The 16,298-nt window shown below is 71.3% G+C and carries 16 protein-coding genes; 9 read left to right on the top strand and 7 right to left on the bottom strand.

What is annotated here, in order from left to right:
• Positions 1-45: 45 nt before the first annotated feature.
• Positions 46-1,797 carry an ATP-binding protein gene (locus tag IE198_RS31540; RefSeq protein WP_189892838.1) on the bottom strand — a complete coding sequence of 584 codons (1,752 nt, stop codon included), beginning with the start codon at positions 1,795-1,797 and terminating at the stop codon, positions 46-48.
• Between the two features lie 380 nt (positions 1,798-2,177).
• Here IE198_RS31540 and IE198_RS31535 point away from each other — a divergent pair, with 380 nt between their 5' ends.
• Positions 2,178-2,609, top strand: coding sequence for a hypothetical protein (locus IE198_RS31535; RefSeq protein ID WP_229834606.1), 432 nt, complete (start codon positions 2,178-2,180; stop codon positions 2,607-2,609).
• 13 nt (positions 2,610-2,622) lie between these two features.
• Here IE198_RS31535 and IE198_RS31530 read toward each other — a convergent pair whose 3' ends face one another.
• The 3 genes from IE198_RS31530 to IE198_RS31525 all read right to left on the bottom strand — a co-directional run bounded on the left by IE198_RS31530 (position 2,623) and on the right by IE198_RS31525 (position 4,440).
• A complete protein-coding gene (locus IE198_RS31530) occupies positions 2,623-3,252 on the bottom strand; it encodes a nucleoside triphosphate pyrophosphatase (RefSeq protein WP_189892836.1) in 630 nt (209 codons plus the stop codon).
• 387 nt (positions 3,253-3,639) lie between these two features.
• Entirely contained in the window at positions 3,640-3,768 is a 129-nt protein-coding gene (gene mmpB / locus IE198_RS36225) for a morphogenic membrane protein MmpB (RefSeq protein ID WP_100108772.1), read from the bottom strand.
• A 48-nt stretch (positions 3,769-3,816) separates the two neighbouring features.
• Positions 3,817-4,440, bottom strand: coding sequence for a TetR/AcrR family transcriptional regulator (locus tag IE198_RS31525; RefSeq protein ID WP_189892834.1), 624 nt, complete (start codon positions 4,438-4,440; stop codon positions 3,817-3,819).
• A gap of 72 nt (positions 4,441-4,512) precedes the next feature.
• Here IE198_RS31525 and IE198_RS31520 point away from each other — a divergent pair, with 72 nt between their 5' ends.
• Positions 4,513-5,694 carry an SGNH/GDSL hydrolase family protein gene (locus IE198_RS31520; RefSeq protein ID WP_189892832.1) on the top strand — a complete coding sequence of 394 codons (1,182 nt, stop codon included), beginning with the start codon at positions 4,513-4,515 and terminating at the stop codon, positions 5,692-5,694.
• 49 nt (positions 5,695-5,743) lie between these two features.
• Here the strand turns inward: IE198_RS31520 and IE198_RS31515 are convergent, their stop codons facing one another.
• Positions 5,744-5,950, bottom strand: coding sequence for an acyl-CoA carboxylase epsilon subunit (locus IE198_RS31515; RefSeq protein WP_189892830.1), 207 nt, complete (start codon positions 5,948-5,950; stop codon positions 5,744-5,746).
• Between the two features lie 31 nt (positions 5,951-5,981).
• Positions 5,982-7,571, bottom strand: a complete 1,590-nt coding sequence (locus tag IE198_RS31510) for an acyl-CoA carboxylase subunit beta (protein ID WP_189892828.1) — start codon at positions 7,569-7,571, stop codon at positions 5,982-5,984.
• 159 nt (positions 7,572-7,730) lie between these two features.
• On the opposite strand from IE198_RS31510, the gene IE198_RS31505 reads away from it, so the two are divergent.
• From IE198_RS31505 to hutH, 5 genes are all read left to right on the top strand, one after another.
• Positions 7,731-8,636 carry a biotin--[acetyl-CoA-carboxylase] ligase gene (locus tag IE198_RS31505; RefSeq protein ID WP_189892826.1) on the top strand — a complete coding sequence of 302 codons (906 nt, stop codon included), beginning with the start codon at positions 7,731-7,733 and terminating at the stop codon, positions 8,634-8,636.
• Between the two features lie 84 nt (positions 8,637-8,720).
• Positions 8,721-9,920, top strand: coding sequence for an adenylate/guanylate cyclase domain-containing protein (locus IE198_RS31500; protein WP_189892824.1), 1,200 nt, complete (start codon positions 8,721-8,723; stop codon positions 9,918-9,920).
• Positions 9,921-10,176: 256 nt separating this feature from the next.
• The gene (locus IE198_RS31495) at positions 10,177-10,977 is read left to right on the top strand and encodes an enoyl-CoA hydratase/isomerase family protein (RefSeq protein WP_189892822.1); all 801 of its coding nucleotides are present in this window, start codon (positions 10,177-10,179) and stop codon (positions 10,975-10,977) included.
• 71 nt (positions 10,978-11,048) lie between these two features.
• Positions 11,049-12,215 carry a GGDEF domain-containing protein gene (locus IE198_RS31490; RefSeq protein ID WP_189892820.1) on the top strand — a complete coding sequence of 389 codons (1,167 nt, stop codon included), beginning with the start codon at positions 11,049-11,051 and terminating at the stop codon, positions 12,213-12,215.
• 84 nt (positions 12,216-12,299) lie between these two features.
• Positions 12,300-13,841 carry a histidine ammonia-lyase gene (gene hutH / locus IE198_RS31485; protein ID WP_189892888.1) on the top strand — a complete coding sequence of 514 codons (1,542 nt, stop codon included), beginning with the start codon at positions 12,300-12,302 and terminating at the stop codon, positions 13,839-13,841.
• A gap of 62 nt (positions 13,842-13,903) precedes the next feature.
• Here the strand turns inward: hutH and IE198_RS31480 are convergent, their stop codons facing one another.
• Positions 13,904-14,194, bottom strand: coding sequence for an LAETG motif-containing sortase-dependent surface protein (locus tag IE198_RS31480; RefSeq protein WP_189892818.1), 291 nt, complete (start codon positions 14,192-14,194; stop codon positions 13,904-13,906).
• Between the two features lie 107 nt (positions 14,195-14,301).
• Here IE198_RS31480 and IE198_RS31475 point away from each other — a divergent pair, with 107 nt between their 5' ends.
• Both IE198_RS31475 and IE198_RS31470 read left to right on the top strand, forming a co-directional pair.
• A complete protein-coding gene (locus IE198_RS31475) occupies positions 14,302-14,691 on the top strand; it encodes a hypothetical protein (protein ID WP_189892816.1) in 390 nt (129 codons plus the stop codon).
• Between the two features lie 314 nt (positions 14,692-15,005).
• On the top strand, positions 15,006-16,271 hold the full coding sequence (locus IE198_RS31470) for a L,D-transpeptidase (protein ID WP_189892814.1): 1,266 nt from the start codon (positions 15,006-15,008) through the stop codon (positions 16,269-16,271).
• The last annotated feature ends 27 nt before the right edge of the window (positions 16,272-16,298 follow it).

Genomic DNA, 16,298 nt, shown 5'->3' with positions numbered 1-16,298 from the left:
CCCCGGGATGCCCGGAGGCCCTTCGTCGGACGTACGGAAGGGACGTCAGTCCTTGATCTCGCAGATGGTGGCGCCGGACGTCAGGGATGCGCCGACCTCCGCCGCGAGGCCCTTGACGGTGCCGGAGCGGTGTGCGTTGAGTGGCTGTTCCATCTTCATGGCCTCCAGGACGACGATGAGGTCGCCCTCCTCCACCTCCTGGCCTTCCTCGACCGCGACCTTGACGATCGTGCCCTGCATCGGGGAGGTGAGGGTGTCCCCGGACGCGGCCGAGGCGGACTTCTTCGCGGCCCGGCGCTTGGGCTTCGCACCCGCCGCGAGGCCGGTGCGTGCCAGGGTCATGCCGAGCGAGGACGGGAGCGAGACCTCGAGGCGCTTGCCGCCGACCTCGACCACGATGGTCTCGCGGCCGGCCTCGTCCTCCTCCGCGTCCGCGGGGACGGCGAAGGGCTTGATCTCGTTGACGAACTCGGTCTCGATCCAGCGGGTGTGGACCCGGAACGGGTCGGCGGTGAAGGCCGGGTCGGCGACGACCGCGCGGTGGAACGGGATGGCCGTGGCCATGCCCTCGACGGTGAACTCGGCCAGCGCACGGGCCGCGCGCTGCAGTGCCTGCTCGCGGGTGGCGCCGGTGACGATCAGCTTGGCGAGCAGCGAGTCCCAGGCCGGGCCGATCACGGAACCGGACTCGACACCGGCGTCGAGGCGGACGCCGGGCCCGGTGGGCGGGGCGAAGGTCGTGACCGTGCCCGGGGCGGGCAGGAACCCCCGGCCGGGGTCCTCGCCGTTGATCCGGAACTCGAACGAGTGGCCGCGCACGGCCGGGTCGTCGTAGCCGAGCTCCTCGCCGTCGGCGATACGGAACATCTCGCGGACCAGGTCGATGCCGGTGACCTCCTCGGTCACCGGGTGCTCGACCTGCAGACGGGTGTTGACCTCGAGGAACGAGATGGTGCCGTCCACGCCCACGAGGAATTCGACCGTGCCGGCACCGACGTAGCCGGCTTCCTTGAGGATGGCCTTCGACGCGCGGTACAGCTCCGCGTTCTGAGCATCCGACAGGAACGGGGCCGGGGCCTCCTCCACCAGCTTCTGGTGGCGGCGCTGCAGCGAGCAGTCACGGGTGGAGACGACGACCACATTGCCGTGGGTGTCGGCCAGGCACTGGGTCTCGACATGGCGCGGCTTGTCGAGGTAGCGCTCGACGAAGCACTCGCCGCGACCGAAGGCGGCCACCGCCTCGCGGACGGCGGAGTCGTACAGCTCCGGCACCTCTTCCAGGGTGCGGGCGACCTTCAGACCGCGTCCGCCGCCGCCGAAGGCCGCCTTGATCGCGATCGGCAGCCCGTGCTCCTGGGCGAAGGCCACCACCTCCTCGGCACCGGAGACCGGGTCCGCAGTGCCGGCGACCAGCGGCGCGCCGGCGCGCTGGGCGATATGACGGGCGGCGACCTTGTCGCCGAGGTCGCGGATCGCCTGCGGCGGCGGGCCGATCCAGGTCAGACCGGCGTCGATGACCGCCTGGGCGAAGTCCGCGTTCTCGGACAGGAAACCGTATCCGGGGTGGATCGCGTCCGCCCCCGAATCGGCCGCGGCTGTAAGCACCTTGGCCATGTCCAGATAACTGGCGGCCGGGGTGTCACCGCCCAGGGCGAACGCTTCGTCGGCCGCGCGGACATGCAGAGCATCCCGGTCCGGGTCGGCGTAGACGGCTACGCTCGCGATCCCGGCGTCCCGGCAGGCACGGGCAACGCGGACAGCGATTTCGCCACGGTTGGCGATGAGCACCTTGCGCACGATGGCTCCCTCCTTGAAACAAGCTGAGTTTAGGGACTGCCGACACGGCCTTTCGACCCGTCCCCAATGGTGAGCTTGCCCACACGGAGCGTGATTCGAGGCGCGCTGACCCGCGAAATCCCTTGTCGCACCACGGTACGACGGGTTCCTCCCTCGCACAGTAGTCCTCCGGTGTGGTCAAGGTCTCTGTCTGCGGGGGCAGCCGGCCGATGCGTTTCTTTGTGGAGTCCCTACGAATGGCCCAATGATTCTTTGCCGTGCAGCCGGGCGTGCCGAATCCCTTGCCCCGGCGTTTACCCGTCAGTAGCCTCGCGGCTGTCGTACGTACTTCCGGTACACACAGGGTTGGGGGCGCCGTGGTGCGCAGACCGGTGGCCGTGGTGGCTGCGCTTGTCCTGCTGGTGGAGGCCGTCGGAATCGTCGTGCTCAACGGCATCATGGCCACCTTCGTCGATGCCCAGCAGATGTCGGTCGACGGCCTGGATCCGGACGTCATGGTGACCGCGACGTGGGGGCTCGGGATAGGGACCGGTCTGCTGCTCGCCCTGGCCGCCGTGCTGCTGCTGGTCGTGGCGGTACGGGACCGGGCGCCCGGCCGCTTCACCCGCATCCTGCTCATCGGCCTGGCCGTCGTGCACGGCGTCCTCGGCGCGCTGACGGTGGGTCTGGTCGGCTGGAACGCCTTCGCGTTCATGATGGTGGTGCTGGGCCTGCTGGTGGCGGCGCTGATCGTGTACGGCAAGGAGCGGGTCGCGGACGAGTCGGCCGAGCCCATCGAGCCGACCGCCGGGGGGGCGGCGTCGCCGGCCTGACGCGTGGCGCCCCCTACGCGGTCTCCGCCTGCGCCGCCCAGAGGTCGGTGATCGAGAGTCCCAGCTCTGCCAGGAGCCTGCGGAGCAGGGGCAGCGAGAGCCCGATGACGTTGCCGGCGTCGCCGTCGATGCCGTCGATGAACGGCGCGGAGCGGCCGTCCAGGGTGAACGCGCCCGCGACATGCAGCGGTTCGCCGCTCGCGACGTACGCGGCGATCTCCGCGTCCGTCGGCTCGCCGAACCGCACCGTCGTCGAGGCGGTCGCCGACGCGCGGCGGCCGGTCGCCGTGTCGATCACGCAGTGCCCGGTCTGCAGTACGCCCGCCCGGCCGCGCATCGCCTTCCAGCGGGCGGTCGCCTCCTCGGCGTCGGCGGGCTTGCCGAGCGCCTCACCGTCGAGCTCGAGGACGGAGTCGCATGCGATCAGCAACGCGCCCGCGGCCTCCGGGCGGGCGGCCACCGCCGCGGCCTTCGCCTCCGCAAGCACGAGCGCGAGCTCGGCGGGCGTCGGCGCGGTCACGGCGTCCTCGTCGACGCCGCTGACGATCACCTCGGGCACGAGACCGGCCTGCCGCAGCAGGTTCAGCCGGGCGGGGGAGGCGGAGGCGAGCACGAGACGGGGGCGGAGGGGCTGCGTGGTCATGGGGGTCATGGTAGGCGTCCTCCGCCCCGCTCCCTACGGCCCGGCGGCCGCGCGGAAGCCCCGATCTCCCAGGGGCCTGGGGCGCCTCACTCGTGCGTCCGGGGGGCGTAGAGGCCCCCACAGGACCACCGCGCCCCGTGCGCCGGCGGATCTGGAACCTGCCTCTTCGTCCGGGCCCCGCCCCGGACCACCGCGCCTCGCGCCGGCGGGGCCGGACGTGGGGGCTGATTGCGCGGACGGAATGCAGCCCGTCAGGCGATGGAGGCACCGTGCGGAGCGCGGAACGGGGCCCGGGGTCTGCCCCGGCTTCAGGAAGTGGAGCCCCCGCGGCCGCCAGGTCGTAGGGGAGAGGCGGGGGACGGCCCCGGGCGGCGGCCCGCCCCGCCGCTAGCGCAGGCCCGCCGCGAACATCGCCACCACCATCGCCAGCGCCAGCAACAGGCCCGCCCGACGCAGCATGGCTTGCATGTCGCGTAGTTCCTTGGGCGGCTCGTTCTCAGGGTCGGACCAGAGCATGCCTTCGATGGTGCGGGCGACGACGGCCTCGCGCCTGAGTACGCGTACTCAAACCACGAACGCGCCCGCCCCCGCCGCGGCCAGCGCCGCGGAGGCCGCGCGCTCGGCCGTGTCGGGCGTCAATGGCTCACGGCTGACGGCGAAGCGGTAGTACAGCGGCGCGGAGACGGCCCGTACGACCTCCAGCGGGTCCGTCCCGGCCGGGAGCTCGCCGCGGACGAGGCCTCGTTCGGCGACCGGCGCCCATTCCGAAAGGCGCGTCGCGTAGAAGCCGTGCAGCGCGTCCGCACACTCCTCGTCGCAGGCCGCCGCGGCGATCACGGCGCGGAAGACGGGGCCCATGCGGGGATCGGTGAGGGTGTCCAGGACGACGCGCGCGTTGGCGCGCAGGTCGCCCTCCAGTGATCCGGTGTCGGACGCGGGGAGCGACTGTTCGGCCATGTCGCGCAGCAGGTCCGTGACAAGGCCGACCGCCGAGCCCCAGCGTCGGTAGACGGTGGTTTTGCCGACGCCCGCGGCAGCCGCGATCCGGTCCAGGTTCAGGGCGTGGAATCCGCTGTCGGCGAGGGCGTCCCTGGTGGCTTCGAGGACGGCGGCGCGAACCTTCGCGGTGCGGCCGCCGGGGCGGACGGAGCCGGGCTGGGTGGCGTTCAAACGGGCCTCCAGTTCCATTAGGGCGTCGCCTCTGTTAGCGTTCCACCATCTTAACGGAACCCACCGCCCATTAGTGGTGAAGAGGTAGCCATGCCCCCGACCAGCACGAGCACCAGCACCACGGACCAACAGCGGACCCCCGTCTGGACCGCTGTCTGGACCGCCGCCCCCCAGGCGCCCAGCACCGGTTTCACACCGAACTGGTCCCAGGAGGGCTTCTCGCACCAGACCGTCCGCCAGATCGTCCGCGTCACCGCGGGCGGCGACCGCCTCCGGATCCGTCTCTCCAACGCCTACGGCACCTCCCCGCTGCACCTCACCGGCGCCACTGTCGCCCGCTCGACCAGGGGAGCGGCCGTCATGGAGGCCTCCGTACGGCACCTCACGTTCGGCGGACGGCTCTCCGCGTCCGTCCCCGCCCGCGCGGAGCGGCGCAGCGACCCGGTCGAGATGGCCGTCGGAACGCTCGGATCGGTGGCCGTCACCCTCCACTTCGCCGGTACGACCGGCCCCGCGACCTTCCACGCGCAGGCATGGGCCGACACCTACCGCGCCGACGGCGACCATCGGGCCGACCCGTCGGCCGCGGCCTTCACCGGCGTCACCCAGTCCTGGTACTACCTCTGCGGGGTGGAGGTCGACGCCGGCCGCACCGACGGGATCGTCCTGTTCGGCGACTCCATCACCGACGGGTTCGGCTCGACGCCGGGCGCGAACCGCCGCTGGTCCGACGCGCTCGCCGAACTCACCGGCCGGCCCGTTCTCAACGCCGGCATCGGCGGCAACCTGGTCCTCAACGACTCGGCCTGGTACGGCGAAAGAGCCACCGCCCGGTTTCACCGTGACGTCCTGGAACAGCCCGGCGTCTCCACCGTCGTCGTCCTCGAAGGCCTCAACGACATCGGCTTCAGCGAGGCCCCCGAGGAGCCGACCTACAAGCCGGCGCCCCTCGTGAGCGCAGCACAGGTCGTCGGCGGGTACCGGCAGTTGATACGGCAGGCGCACTCCCGGGGGCTGCGGGTCGTCGGTGCGACGCTGCTGCCGCTGGGCGGCTCCGACCACTGGGGCGCCCATTCGGCCCGCGTCGGCAAAGAGATCAACGACTGGATCCGCACCTCCGGCGAGTTCGACGCGGTCGTCGGCCTCGACCGCGCCCTCGCGGACCCGGCCGACCCCGACCGTCTGCATCCGGCCTTCGACCACGGCGACCGGCTGCACCCCAACGACAAGGGCTACCAGGTCATGGCCGAGGCGCTGGCGGACGTTCTCTGAGCAGCGCGAAGGCCGGGCCCTTCGATCAGGGCCCGGCCTTCCGTCACGTTCAGACCGGCCAGTAGCTACGTGCCCACGCCCGCGGCCCCGGCAGGGGCCTGCTGGAGCGGGCGATACGCGCCGGGTCCGACCAACCCTCGGGCAGCCTGGGGCCGCCGACCGCGGCGCCTTCGATCGCCGCGGCGCGGGCCTGGACCACCGCCAGGGCGGCGGCCAGCTCCTCCGGGGTCGGGTTTCCTCGTACGACCTTGATCATCGTCTCGTCCCTATCCTCGTGCCTCGGAGCCCTACAGGGGGATGTTCCCGTGCTTCTTCGGGGGCAGGCTCCCCCGCTTGGTCCGCAGCTGCCGCAGGCCCTTCACGATCTGCGCCCGCGTCTCCGACGGCATGATCACCGCGTCGATGTAGCCGCGCTCGGCCGCCGTGTACGGATTGAGCAGCGCGTCCTCGTACTCCTGGATCAGCCGCGCCCGGGTGGCCTCCTGCTCGTCCGCGTCCTCGACGGCGGCGATCGTGCGGCGGTGCAGGATGTTCACCGCGCCCTGCGCGCCCATGACCGCGATCTGTGCGGTCGGCCACGCCAGATTGAGGTCGGCGCCCAGGTGCTTGGAGCCCATGACGTCGTACGCGCCACCGAACGCCTTGCGGGTGATGACCGTGATCAGCGGGACGGTGGCCTCCGCGTACGCGTAGATCAGCTTGGCGCCGCGGCGGATGATGCCGCCGTACTCCTGGTCCACGCCCGGCAGGAAACCGGGGACGTCGACGAACGTCAGCACCGGGACGTTGAACGCGTCGCAGGTGCGCACGAAGCGCGCGGCCTTCTCGGAGGCGTTGATGTCCAGACAACCGGCGAACTGCATCGGCTGGTTGGCGACGATGCCGACGGGATAGCCCTCGACCCGGCCGAAGCCGGTGACGATGTTCGGGGCGAACAGCGACTGGGTCTCCAGGAACTCGCCCTCGTCGAGGACGTGCTCGAGGACGGTGCGGATGTCGTAGGGCTGGTTCGCGGAGTCGGGGATGAGAGTGTCCAGCTCGCGGTCCTCGTCGCTGACCGCCGTGTCCGACTCCTCGGGGAAGGACGGCGGCTCGGAGAGGTTGTTGGACGGCAGGTAGGACAGCAGCGACTTGACGTACTCGATCGCGTCCTTCTCGTCGCCCGACATGTGGTGCGCGACACCGGAAGTCGAGTTGTGCGTGCGGGCGCCGCCCAGCTCCTCGAAGCCGACGTCCTCGCCGGTGACCGTCTTGATGACGTCGGGGCCGGTGATGAACATGTGCGACGTCTGGTCGACCATCACCGTGAAGTCGGTGATCGCGGGGGAGTACACCGCGCCGCCCGCGCAGGGGCCGACGATCAGCGAGATCTGCGGGATGACGCCGGAGGCATGGGTGTTGCGGCGGAAGATCTCGCCGTACATGCCCAGCGCGCTGACGCCTTCCTGGATGCGGGCGCCGCCGGAGTCGTTGATGCCGATGACCGGGCAGCCGGTCTTCAGCGCGAAGTCCATCACCTTGATGATCTTCTGTCCGAACACCTCGCCGAGAGCGCCGCCGAAGACGGTGAAGTCCTGCGAGAAGACGGCGACCGGGCGGCCGTCGACCGTGCCGTAACCGGTGACGACACCGTCACCGTAGGGGCGGGTCTTCTCCAGGCCGAAGTTGGTCGAGCGGTGCCGGGCGAACTCGTCGAGCTCCACGAACGAGTCCTCGTCCAGGAGCAGGTCGATCCGCTCGCGGGCCGTCAACTTGCCTTTCGCATGCTGCTTCTCCACCGCACGAGCGGAGCCGGCATGCGTCGCCTCATCGATACGGCGCTGAAGGTCCGCGATCTTTCCCGCGGTGGTGTGGATGTCGATTTCCGGCTCGGACATCGGGATGCGGCTCCCTGGCTGGTCACGGGGACGGCTTACGGGGACGGGTTATGGGGACTGCTCGGGGCAACGGTTAACGATCGGTTGCTACCGACTCGTAGCGTATCGGCGGGGATACGGTTCGGCAGTGCGGCGTTGGCCACACCTAGGCTGGCTTGCATGACGCCTCCGAATGCGCCCGAGAGCCGCTGGTCCGACCTCGAACGGCCCCCTCTGAACGTCGCCGCCCTGCGCCGCGGCGTCGTCGTGCCCGGCGGTCTGTGGACCTCCCTGGACCTGGTGGCGGCCACCGGCTCCACCAACTCCGATCTGGCGGCACGTGCGCCGTCCCTGCCGGAGGGCGCCGTGCTGATCGCGGAGGAGCAGACCGCGGGGCGGGGCCGGCTCGACCGGACCTGGACCGCGCCCGCCCGCTCCGGCCTGTTCTTCTCCGTACTCCTGCGCCCCGGCGCGGACGTGCCCGTGACCCGCTGGGGATGGCTGCCGCTGCTCGCCGGCGTCGCCGCCGCCACGGGGCTCGCACGGGCCGCCGGCGTCGACATGTCCCTCAAATGGCCCAACGACCTGCTGGTCACCGTGGCGGGCGAGGAACGCAAGACCGGCGGCATCCTCCTGGAGCGGGCAGGAGAGGACGCGGTGGTGCTCGGCATCGGCGTCAACGTCTCGCTGCACGCCGACGAGCTGCCGGTTCCCGGGGCCGGGTCCCTCGGCCTCGCCAACGCCGTGTCCACGGACCGTGACCCGCTGCTGCGGGCCGTGCTGCGTTCCCTGGAGAAGTGGTACACCCGCTGGCGCGCCGCTGTGGGCGATCCTGCCGCCTGCGGGCTCCAGGAGGCGTACGCGGCGGGCTGCGCCACCCTGGGCCGCCAGGTACGCGCCGAACTTCCCGGCGGCGCGGCCGTGACCGGCGAAGCGGTCGCCCTGGACGGCGACGGCAGGCTGGTGCTCGCCACCGGGGGCGGGGACCGGCAGGCCGTGAGCGCGGGCGACATCGTGCACCTGCGGCCGGCGGACCGACCGGACCCCGACGGATCCGGACCAACCTCCTCTGCCGCCGGGACGTGAGCTGGGGCACACCTGCCGTATCGTTGAGGCGATCGCGCGACAGATCGGCAGGGCATTGCGCAGGGAACGGGCAGGAGGCGGCTGGTGACCGTCGACGACACCACTTCCGGCGCGGGCGCGCAGCCGCCGTCGGACGGCTCCTCCGGCGCGTCCGCCTCTTCATCGGGGGCCGCCTCGTCCTCCGGGTCGGTGCATCCGACGCCCCACCACGAGGTCGACCACACGGCGGAGCCCTCGGACGATCCGCTGGCCATACGTCTGGAACAGCTGATCCTCGGCGCCGAGCGGCGCTACACCGCCTTCCAGGCGGCCCGTACCGCCGGCGTCTCCATGGAACTCGCCGCCCGCTTCTGGCGGGCCATGGGCTTCGCCGACATCGGACAGGCCAAGGCCCTCACCGAGGCGGACGTCCTCGCCCTGCGGCGGCTCGCCGGTCTTGTCGAGGCGGGTCTGCTGAGTGAACCGATGGCGGTCCAGGTCGCCCGCTCCACCGGGCAGACCACCGCGCGCCTCGCCGACTGGCAGATCGACTCCTTCCTGGAAGGGCTCACCGAGCCGCCCGAGCCCGGCATGACCCGCACCGAGGTCACGTATCCGCTGGTCGAGCTGCTGCTGCCGGAGCTCGAGGAGTTCCTGGTCTATGTCTGGCGGCGGCAGCTGGCGGCGGCGACGGGCAGGGTCGTCCAGGCCGCGGACGACGAGGAGATGGTCGACCGCCGTCTCGCCGTCGGTTTCGCCGACCTGGTCGGCTTCACCCGGCTGACCCGTCGGCTCGAGGAGGAGGAGCTCGGCGAACTCGTCGAGTCGTTCGAGACCACCTGCGCGGACCTGGTCGCCGCGCACAGCGGCCGCCTGATCAAGACCCTCGGCGACGAGGTCCTCTACGCGGCGGACGACGCCGGAACGGCGGCGGAGATCGCGCTCCGGCTCATCGAGACGATGACCGACGACGAGTCGATGCCGGCCCTGCGGGTGGGCATCGCGTTCGGGACGGTCACCACGCGGATGGGCGACGTCTTCGGTACGACGGTGAACCTGGCCAGCCGGCTGACGTCGATAGCGCCGAAGGACGCGCTGCTGGTGGACGGTGCGTTCGCGGAGGAACTGATCAGGACGGGCGAGGCGCCGGCCTCCGAGGCGGAGGCGGCGGAGGAAGCGGTCAAGGCGGAGAAGGAAGGGCGCGAGGTGCCGACGTACCGCTTCGCGCTCCAGCCGATGTGGCAGCGGCCGGTGCGGGGTCTTGGCGTGGTGGAGCCGTGGTTGCTGACGAGGCGGCCTTCCTGACCGTGCGGGTGCGGTAGCGCCTGCGCCGGGCTTCCTCCCCGCCCTCCCCTCACGGCTGGCGGCGTGAGGGGTACCCCCTCCCGGAACCGGGGCTCCGTCCCCGGACCGGGTACGGTCCTGCCCGGTCCTTCCGTGCTCCTCCCCCAGGCCTGGCGCCCTGGGATCCGCACCCGATGCCCCCAGGCAGCGGTTTCCGCCCGGACCCGCCGCGCGCGCATATGATCCGGTGAACCATCGTTAACCGGGAGGGTGTCCCATGTCGGAGTCCGAGCAGCGGTTCGGGGAGTTCGTCGTCATCCGCAAGCACGCGCACGGTCACGTCGCAGAGCTCGTCCTCGACCGGCCCAAGGCCATGAACGCCGTGTCCTCGGAGATGGCGCGGTCCATCAGGGCCGCCTGCGACGCGCTGGCGGAGGACCGCGAGGTGCGGGTGGGCGTGGTCAGCTCCAGCAGCGAGCGCGCCTTCTGCGTCGGCGCCGACCTCAAGGAGCGCAACTCCTTCTCGGACGCGGACCTCGCGCGGCAGCGGCCGACCACCCGTGGCGCGTACACCGGGGTGCTGGAGCTGCCCATGCCGACCGTCGCGGCCGTGCACGGGTTCGCGCTCGGCGGGGGCTTCGAGCTGGCGCTCTCCTGCGACGTGATCGTGGCCGACGCCAGCGCGGTCGTGGGTCTGCCCGAGGTGTCCGTCGGAGTCATCCCCGGCGGCGGGGGCACGCAGCTGCTGCCGCGCCGGGTCGGAGCCGCCCGTGCCGCGGAGCTCGTCTTCACGGCGCGGCGCGTGGAGGCCGCGGAGGCAAAGGAGTTGGGGCTCGTCGACGTCCTCGCGGAGGACGCCCGCACCGAGGCGCTCGCGCTGGCCGCCCGGATGGCCGCGAACTCGCCCGTGGGGCTGCGCAACGCGAAGAAGGCCATGCGGCTCGGGCACGGGCTCGACCTGCGCGCGGGTCTCGAGGTCGAGGACGCGGCGTGGTGGGCGACCGCGTTCTCGGGGGACCGGGCGGAGGGCGTCGCCGCGTTCAACGAGAAGCGGAAGCCGGTGTGGCCCGGCCGGTGACCGTGCGCCGGTCGCGCGACCCGGGCCACCACAACAGATCAAACCGGTCGAAACATCCCTAAGCTGGGTAGATGGCTGTGGATGGGCGGTTGCGAGCCGTGGTGGCGCTGGCGCAGGCGATGGCCGCGGCCCAGACGTCGCGGGAGTCCTGGCGGGCGGCGGCCCTCGGTGCCTGCGGTGCGCTCGCCGGTTCGTTCGCGGCGCTGTCCGTGTGGGAGCGTGAGCGCGGGCGGCTGAGGGTGCTGGTGAACGCGGGCGAACGCGCGCCGGACGAGGAGGAGTTCCCCGAGTCCGAGGCCTATCCGGTGAACCGTTTCCCGGAGATCACCGAGTTCCTGCACGAGCGCTGGGCCGGTGGCGGTGAGCCGGAGGCCTGGGTGGAGACGGCGACGGGCCCGGCGACGTCCGGGCACGGCTACTGCCACCAGAGGGTGGCCGCGCTGCGCCGGCGCGGCCGGGGCTGCTGCGTCGTCGCGCCGATCGTGCTGCACGGCCGGGCGTGGGGGGAGCTGTATGTGGCCCGGCCGGAGGCGTCGCCGGTGTTCGACAGGGACGACGCCGATTTCGCGACCGTACTGGCGTCCGTCGTGGCGGCCGGTATCGCCCAGACCGAGCGGCTGGAGGAGGTCCGCAGGCTCGCGTTCACCGATCCGCTCACCGGTCTGGCCAACCGTCGTGCGGTCGACACCCGCCTCGACGAGGCGCTGGAGCGGCACCGGGCGGACGGTTCCGTGGTCAGCCTGGTGGTGTGCGACGTCAACGGGCTCAAGCAGGTGAACGACACCCAGGGGCACGCGGTCGGCGACCGGCTGCTGGAACGGTTCGGCTCCGTGCTGTCCCTTTGTGGCGCGATGCTGCCGGGTGCGCTGGTCGCCCGTCTCGGCGGGGACGAGTTCTGCCTGGTCGCAGTGGGTCCGTCCGCCGACGAGGTGGTCGACGTCGCCGACGACCTCTGTGTCAGGGCGAAGGGGTTGGAGCTCGGTCAGGGCGTCGCCTGCGGAGTCGCGTCGACGGGCGACCCGATCGGCGAGGTGCACTCGGCCCGGCGGCTCTTCCGGCTGGCGGACGCGGCCCAGTACCGGGCCAAGGCGGCGCGTTCCCCGAAGCCGGTGGTGGCCGGGCGGGACGGCACGGTGATGCGGCTCGCGGACTCGCCGCCGCGCTCCGCGCAGGACCGCCGCCGCTTCCGGGACGCCCGCCCTGAGGAGTCCGAGGAAGAGCCGTGGAGCGAGCCGTGACGGCCGGGCGGCCCGGGTAAGGGGCCAACCTGTTCACCGGTGGTGACAGGTTTGGATTCAGTCCGTACGCTGCTGAATATGGATATGCAAACAGTCGTGGTGGGGACGTCCGGTACCACCGCCGATGACGTCATCGCCGTGGCCCGCCACGGCGCCCGTGTCGAGCTCTCCGGCGAGGCCCTCGCCGCCCTTACCGAGGCCCGTTCGATCGTCGACGCGCTGGCCGCCAGGCCCGAGCCCGTCTACGGCGTCTCCACCGGATTCGGCGCCCTCGCCACCCGCCACATCAGCCCCGAGCTCCGTGCCCAGCTGCAGCGCAACATCGTCCGCTCGCACGCAGCGGGCATGGGACCGCGCGTCGAGCGCGAGGTCGTCCGCGCGCTGATGTTCCTCCGTCTCAAGACGGTCTGCTCCGGCCGCACCGGCGTGCGCCCCGAGGTCGCGCAGACCATGGCCGACGTACTGAACGCGGGCATCACGCCCGTCGTGCACGAGTACGGCTCCCTCGGCTGCTCCGGCGACCTCGCGCCGCTGTCCCACTGCGCCCTGGCGCTGATGGGCGAAGGCGACGCCGAGGGCCCCGACGGTACGGTGCGTCCCGCGGGGGAGCTGCTCGCGGAGCACCGCATCGCGCCCGTCGAGCTGCGCGAGAAGGAAGGACTCGCCCTTCTCAACGGCACCGACGGCATGCTCGGCATGCTGGTCATGGCCCTCGCCGACCTCGACCGCCTCTACAAGTCGGCCGACATCACCGCCGCTCTGACGCTGGAGGCCCTGCTCGGCACCGAGAAGGTCCTTGCTCCGGAGCTGCACACCATCCGCCCCCACCCCGGCCAGGGCGCCTCCGCCGCGAACATGCTCGCCGTGCTCAAGGGCTCCGGACTCACCGGCCACTTCCAGGAAGAGGCGGCACCGCGCGTCCAGGACGCCTACTCGGTGCGCTGCGCGCCCCAGGTCGCCGGCGCCGGACGCGACACCATGGCGCACGCCCGCCTGGTCGCGGAGCGGGAGCTGGCCTCCGCCGTCGACAACCCCGTGGTCCTCCCCGACGGCCGGGTCGAGTCCAACGGCAACTTCCACGGTGCGCCCGTCGCGTACGTCCTGGACTTCCTCGCCATCGCCGCCGCCGATCTCGGCTCCATCTCCGAGCGCCGCACCGACCGGCTCCTCGACAAGAACCGCAGCCACGGCCTGCCGCCGTTCCTCGCCGACGACGCCGGCGTCGACTCCGGGCTGATGATCGCCCAGTACACGCAGGCCGCGCTGGTCAGCGAGATGAAGCGGCTCGCGGTCCCCGCCTCCGCCGACTCCATCCCGTCCTCGGCCATGCAGGAGGACCACGTCTCCATGGGCTGGTCCGCAGCCCGCAAACTGCGCACCGCCGTCCGAAACCTGGGCAGGATCATCGCAGTCGAGCTCTACGCGGCGACCCGGGCCATCGAGCTGCGCCGCCACCTCACCCCGGCACCGGCGTCGCAGGCGGCCATCGAGGCGCTGCGCGCGGCAGGCGTCCAGGGCCCCGGCCCGGACCGCTTCCTCGCGCCCGACCTGGACGCCGCGGACACGTTCGTACGGGACGGACTGCTCGTCGCCGCCGTCGAACCGGTGACCGGCCCGCTGGCCTGAGCCCTCGCGCGGTACGAAGGCCGCCCCCGGACGGCGGGGGCGGCCCCGTGCGTCGAGAGCCGTCAGACGGTGCCCGGGGTGCGCCTGCGCACGGAGTACGCGACGAAGCCGGCCCCGACGGCCAGGCACGCCGTGCCGCCGACGACGTACGGGGTGGTGTCCACGCCACCCGTCTCGGCCAGCAGCAGCCGCTCGTGGCCGGCCTGCTGCGCCGCCATGCCGGAGGTGGTGCTTCCGGACCGCTCCCCGGCCGGTCTCTCGGCAGTGGCGTTGGCCGAGGGAACGAACCACAGCGCACACAGCAGCGTCCCTGCGGCAGTGGCGGTGATCAGCGGTCGACGTGCGACGGACACGGAGACGATCCTCCTTGAGGCATCCTCGAATTGGCCGGTGGGCAGATGCTAATGAAAGCAGCGGGTCGTGGGAAAGCCGTGGGGCCCCGACCCATACGCTCCGTCCTATGAGCACCTCTGAGACATCACGCTATGTGCGGCTACGAGTGGAACTGGTCATCGAGGTCGACGACTCCGGGGCGCTGACCGGTGCGGCGCTCGAGCGGATCGCCGACGACGAGTTGATGCCGGACGCCGAGCGCGCACATGCCCAGTCCGCGGTGAGCGAGGACGAGGCGGAGGCGCTGGCGTATCTCATCGACCCGTTCGACCTGGTCAGCGAAGTCCCGGGGATCGAACTGGCGCAGGCCTCGTGGAGCAGCGAGGAGATCGATTACGACCCCGACTCCGACGAGTGGGAACTGGGCGACGACGAGGACGACGAAGTGGATGGTTACGAAGCCGGTCCCGATGGTTACCCGTTGCTCGACACCGACGAGGACGGCCCACGTTCCTAGGGTCGCATGTGCCGAAACTGCGCAAGCAGTGACATGTGACACGCTTCGGTCCTCGGCCGCCGGGCACCCGAACCGGTGCCCGGTCTTTTCCGTGCGGGAGTACGGAGGCGACAATCGAATGGCGAACCGGACCGTGAGCGGTGCAACCGATGAGGCGGAAACAGCGTCGATCAGTTCGGTGAGGAGGGTGCCCGGCCGGACCGGTGTCCGCGGGTGCGCTCGGTGGGTGTTGTTACCCACATTTTTTACCGATGGGGAACCGGATGGCCTGAAATGGGGTTGTCCACAGTGGTTGATCAGGGGACTCGGCAGCGATGGAGAAGCGTGTGATGACGGACAGCAAGCGGCGCGGCGGCCTGAAGGTCGCATCCGCGGTGCTCGGGGGCGTGCTGGTCCTGTCGGCCTGCAGCGGAGGGGACGACGAGGACGCGGCCGCCGGGAGCTCGAAGACGTCACAGGCGCAGATCGACGAGGCGGCCGCCAAGGAGGTCTCGAAGGCGCGAATAGTGATTTCGCCGAAGAACGGCGCGACCAACGCAAGCATCAACAACGCGGCCAAGGTGACCGTCACGGACGGCACCCTGACCGAGGTCACCATGACCACCAATGAGGGCACCCCCGTCGAGGGCACGCTCTCCGCCGACGGCAAGAGCTGGAAGCCGGACGTCCCGCTCGAGCGTTCCACCACGTACAAGATCTCCGCCACGGCGAAGGACGCCGCCGGCCTCGAGGCGCACGAGAACGCGTCGTTCACCACCGTCTCGCCCGCCAACAGCTTCATCGGCAACTTCACGCCCGAGGACGGCTCCACCGTCGGCGTCGGCATGCCCGTCTCGATCAACTTCAACAAGGCGATCACCGACCGCAAGGCCGTCCAGTCCGGGATCACCGTGACCTCCAGCAGCGGACAGGAGGTCGTCGGCCACTGGTTCAACAGCCAGCGGCTGGACTTCCGCCCCGACCAGTACTGGGCCGAGGACTCCACCGTCACGCTGAAGCTCGCCCTGGACGGCGTCGAGGGTGCCGAGGGCGTCTACGGCGTCCAGCAGAAGACGGTCACCTTCAAGATCGGCCGCAACCAGGTCTCCACCGTCGACGCCGCCGCGAAGACGATGACGATCACTCAGGACGGCAAGACGGTCAAGACCATCCCGATCTCCGCCGGCTCCCCGCAGAACCCGACCTACAACGGTCAGATGGTGATCTCCGAGAAGTTCAAGGAGACCCGGATGAACGGTGCGACGGTCGGCTTCACCGACGACGACGGCAAGGGCGAGTACGACATCAAGGACGTGCCGCACGCCATGCGGCTGTCCACGTCGGGCACCTTCATCCACGGCAACTACTGGGGCCCCGACTCGGTCTTCGGCAGCGCCAACACCAGCCACGGCTGCGTCGGACTGAACGACGTCAAGGGCGCCGGCGACCCGAACCAGCCGGCCGCCTGGTTCTACAACAACTCGCTCATCGGTGACGTCGTCATCGTCAAGAACTCCAAGGACACCACCATCAAGCCGGACAACGGCCTGAACGGCTGGAACCTGGACTGGGCGCAGTGGAAGGCCGGCTCCGCCGTCTGACCTTCCCGGGACCACCCCGGTGGCGGG

This window comes from Streptomyces xantholiticus, assembly GCF_014651015.1.
GTDB classification, from domain to species: Bacteria; Actinomycetota; Actinomycetes; order Streptomycetales; family Streptomycetaceae; genus Streptomyces; species Streptomyces xantholiticus.
The sequence above is the reverse complement of the archived record's forward strand: the minus strand, read 5'-3'. Positions and strand labels throughout refer to the sequence as shown.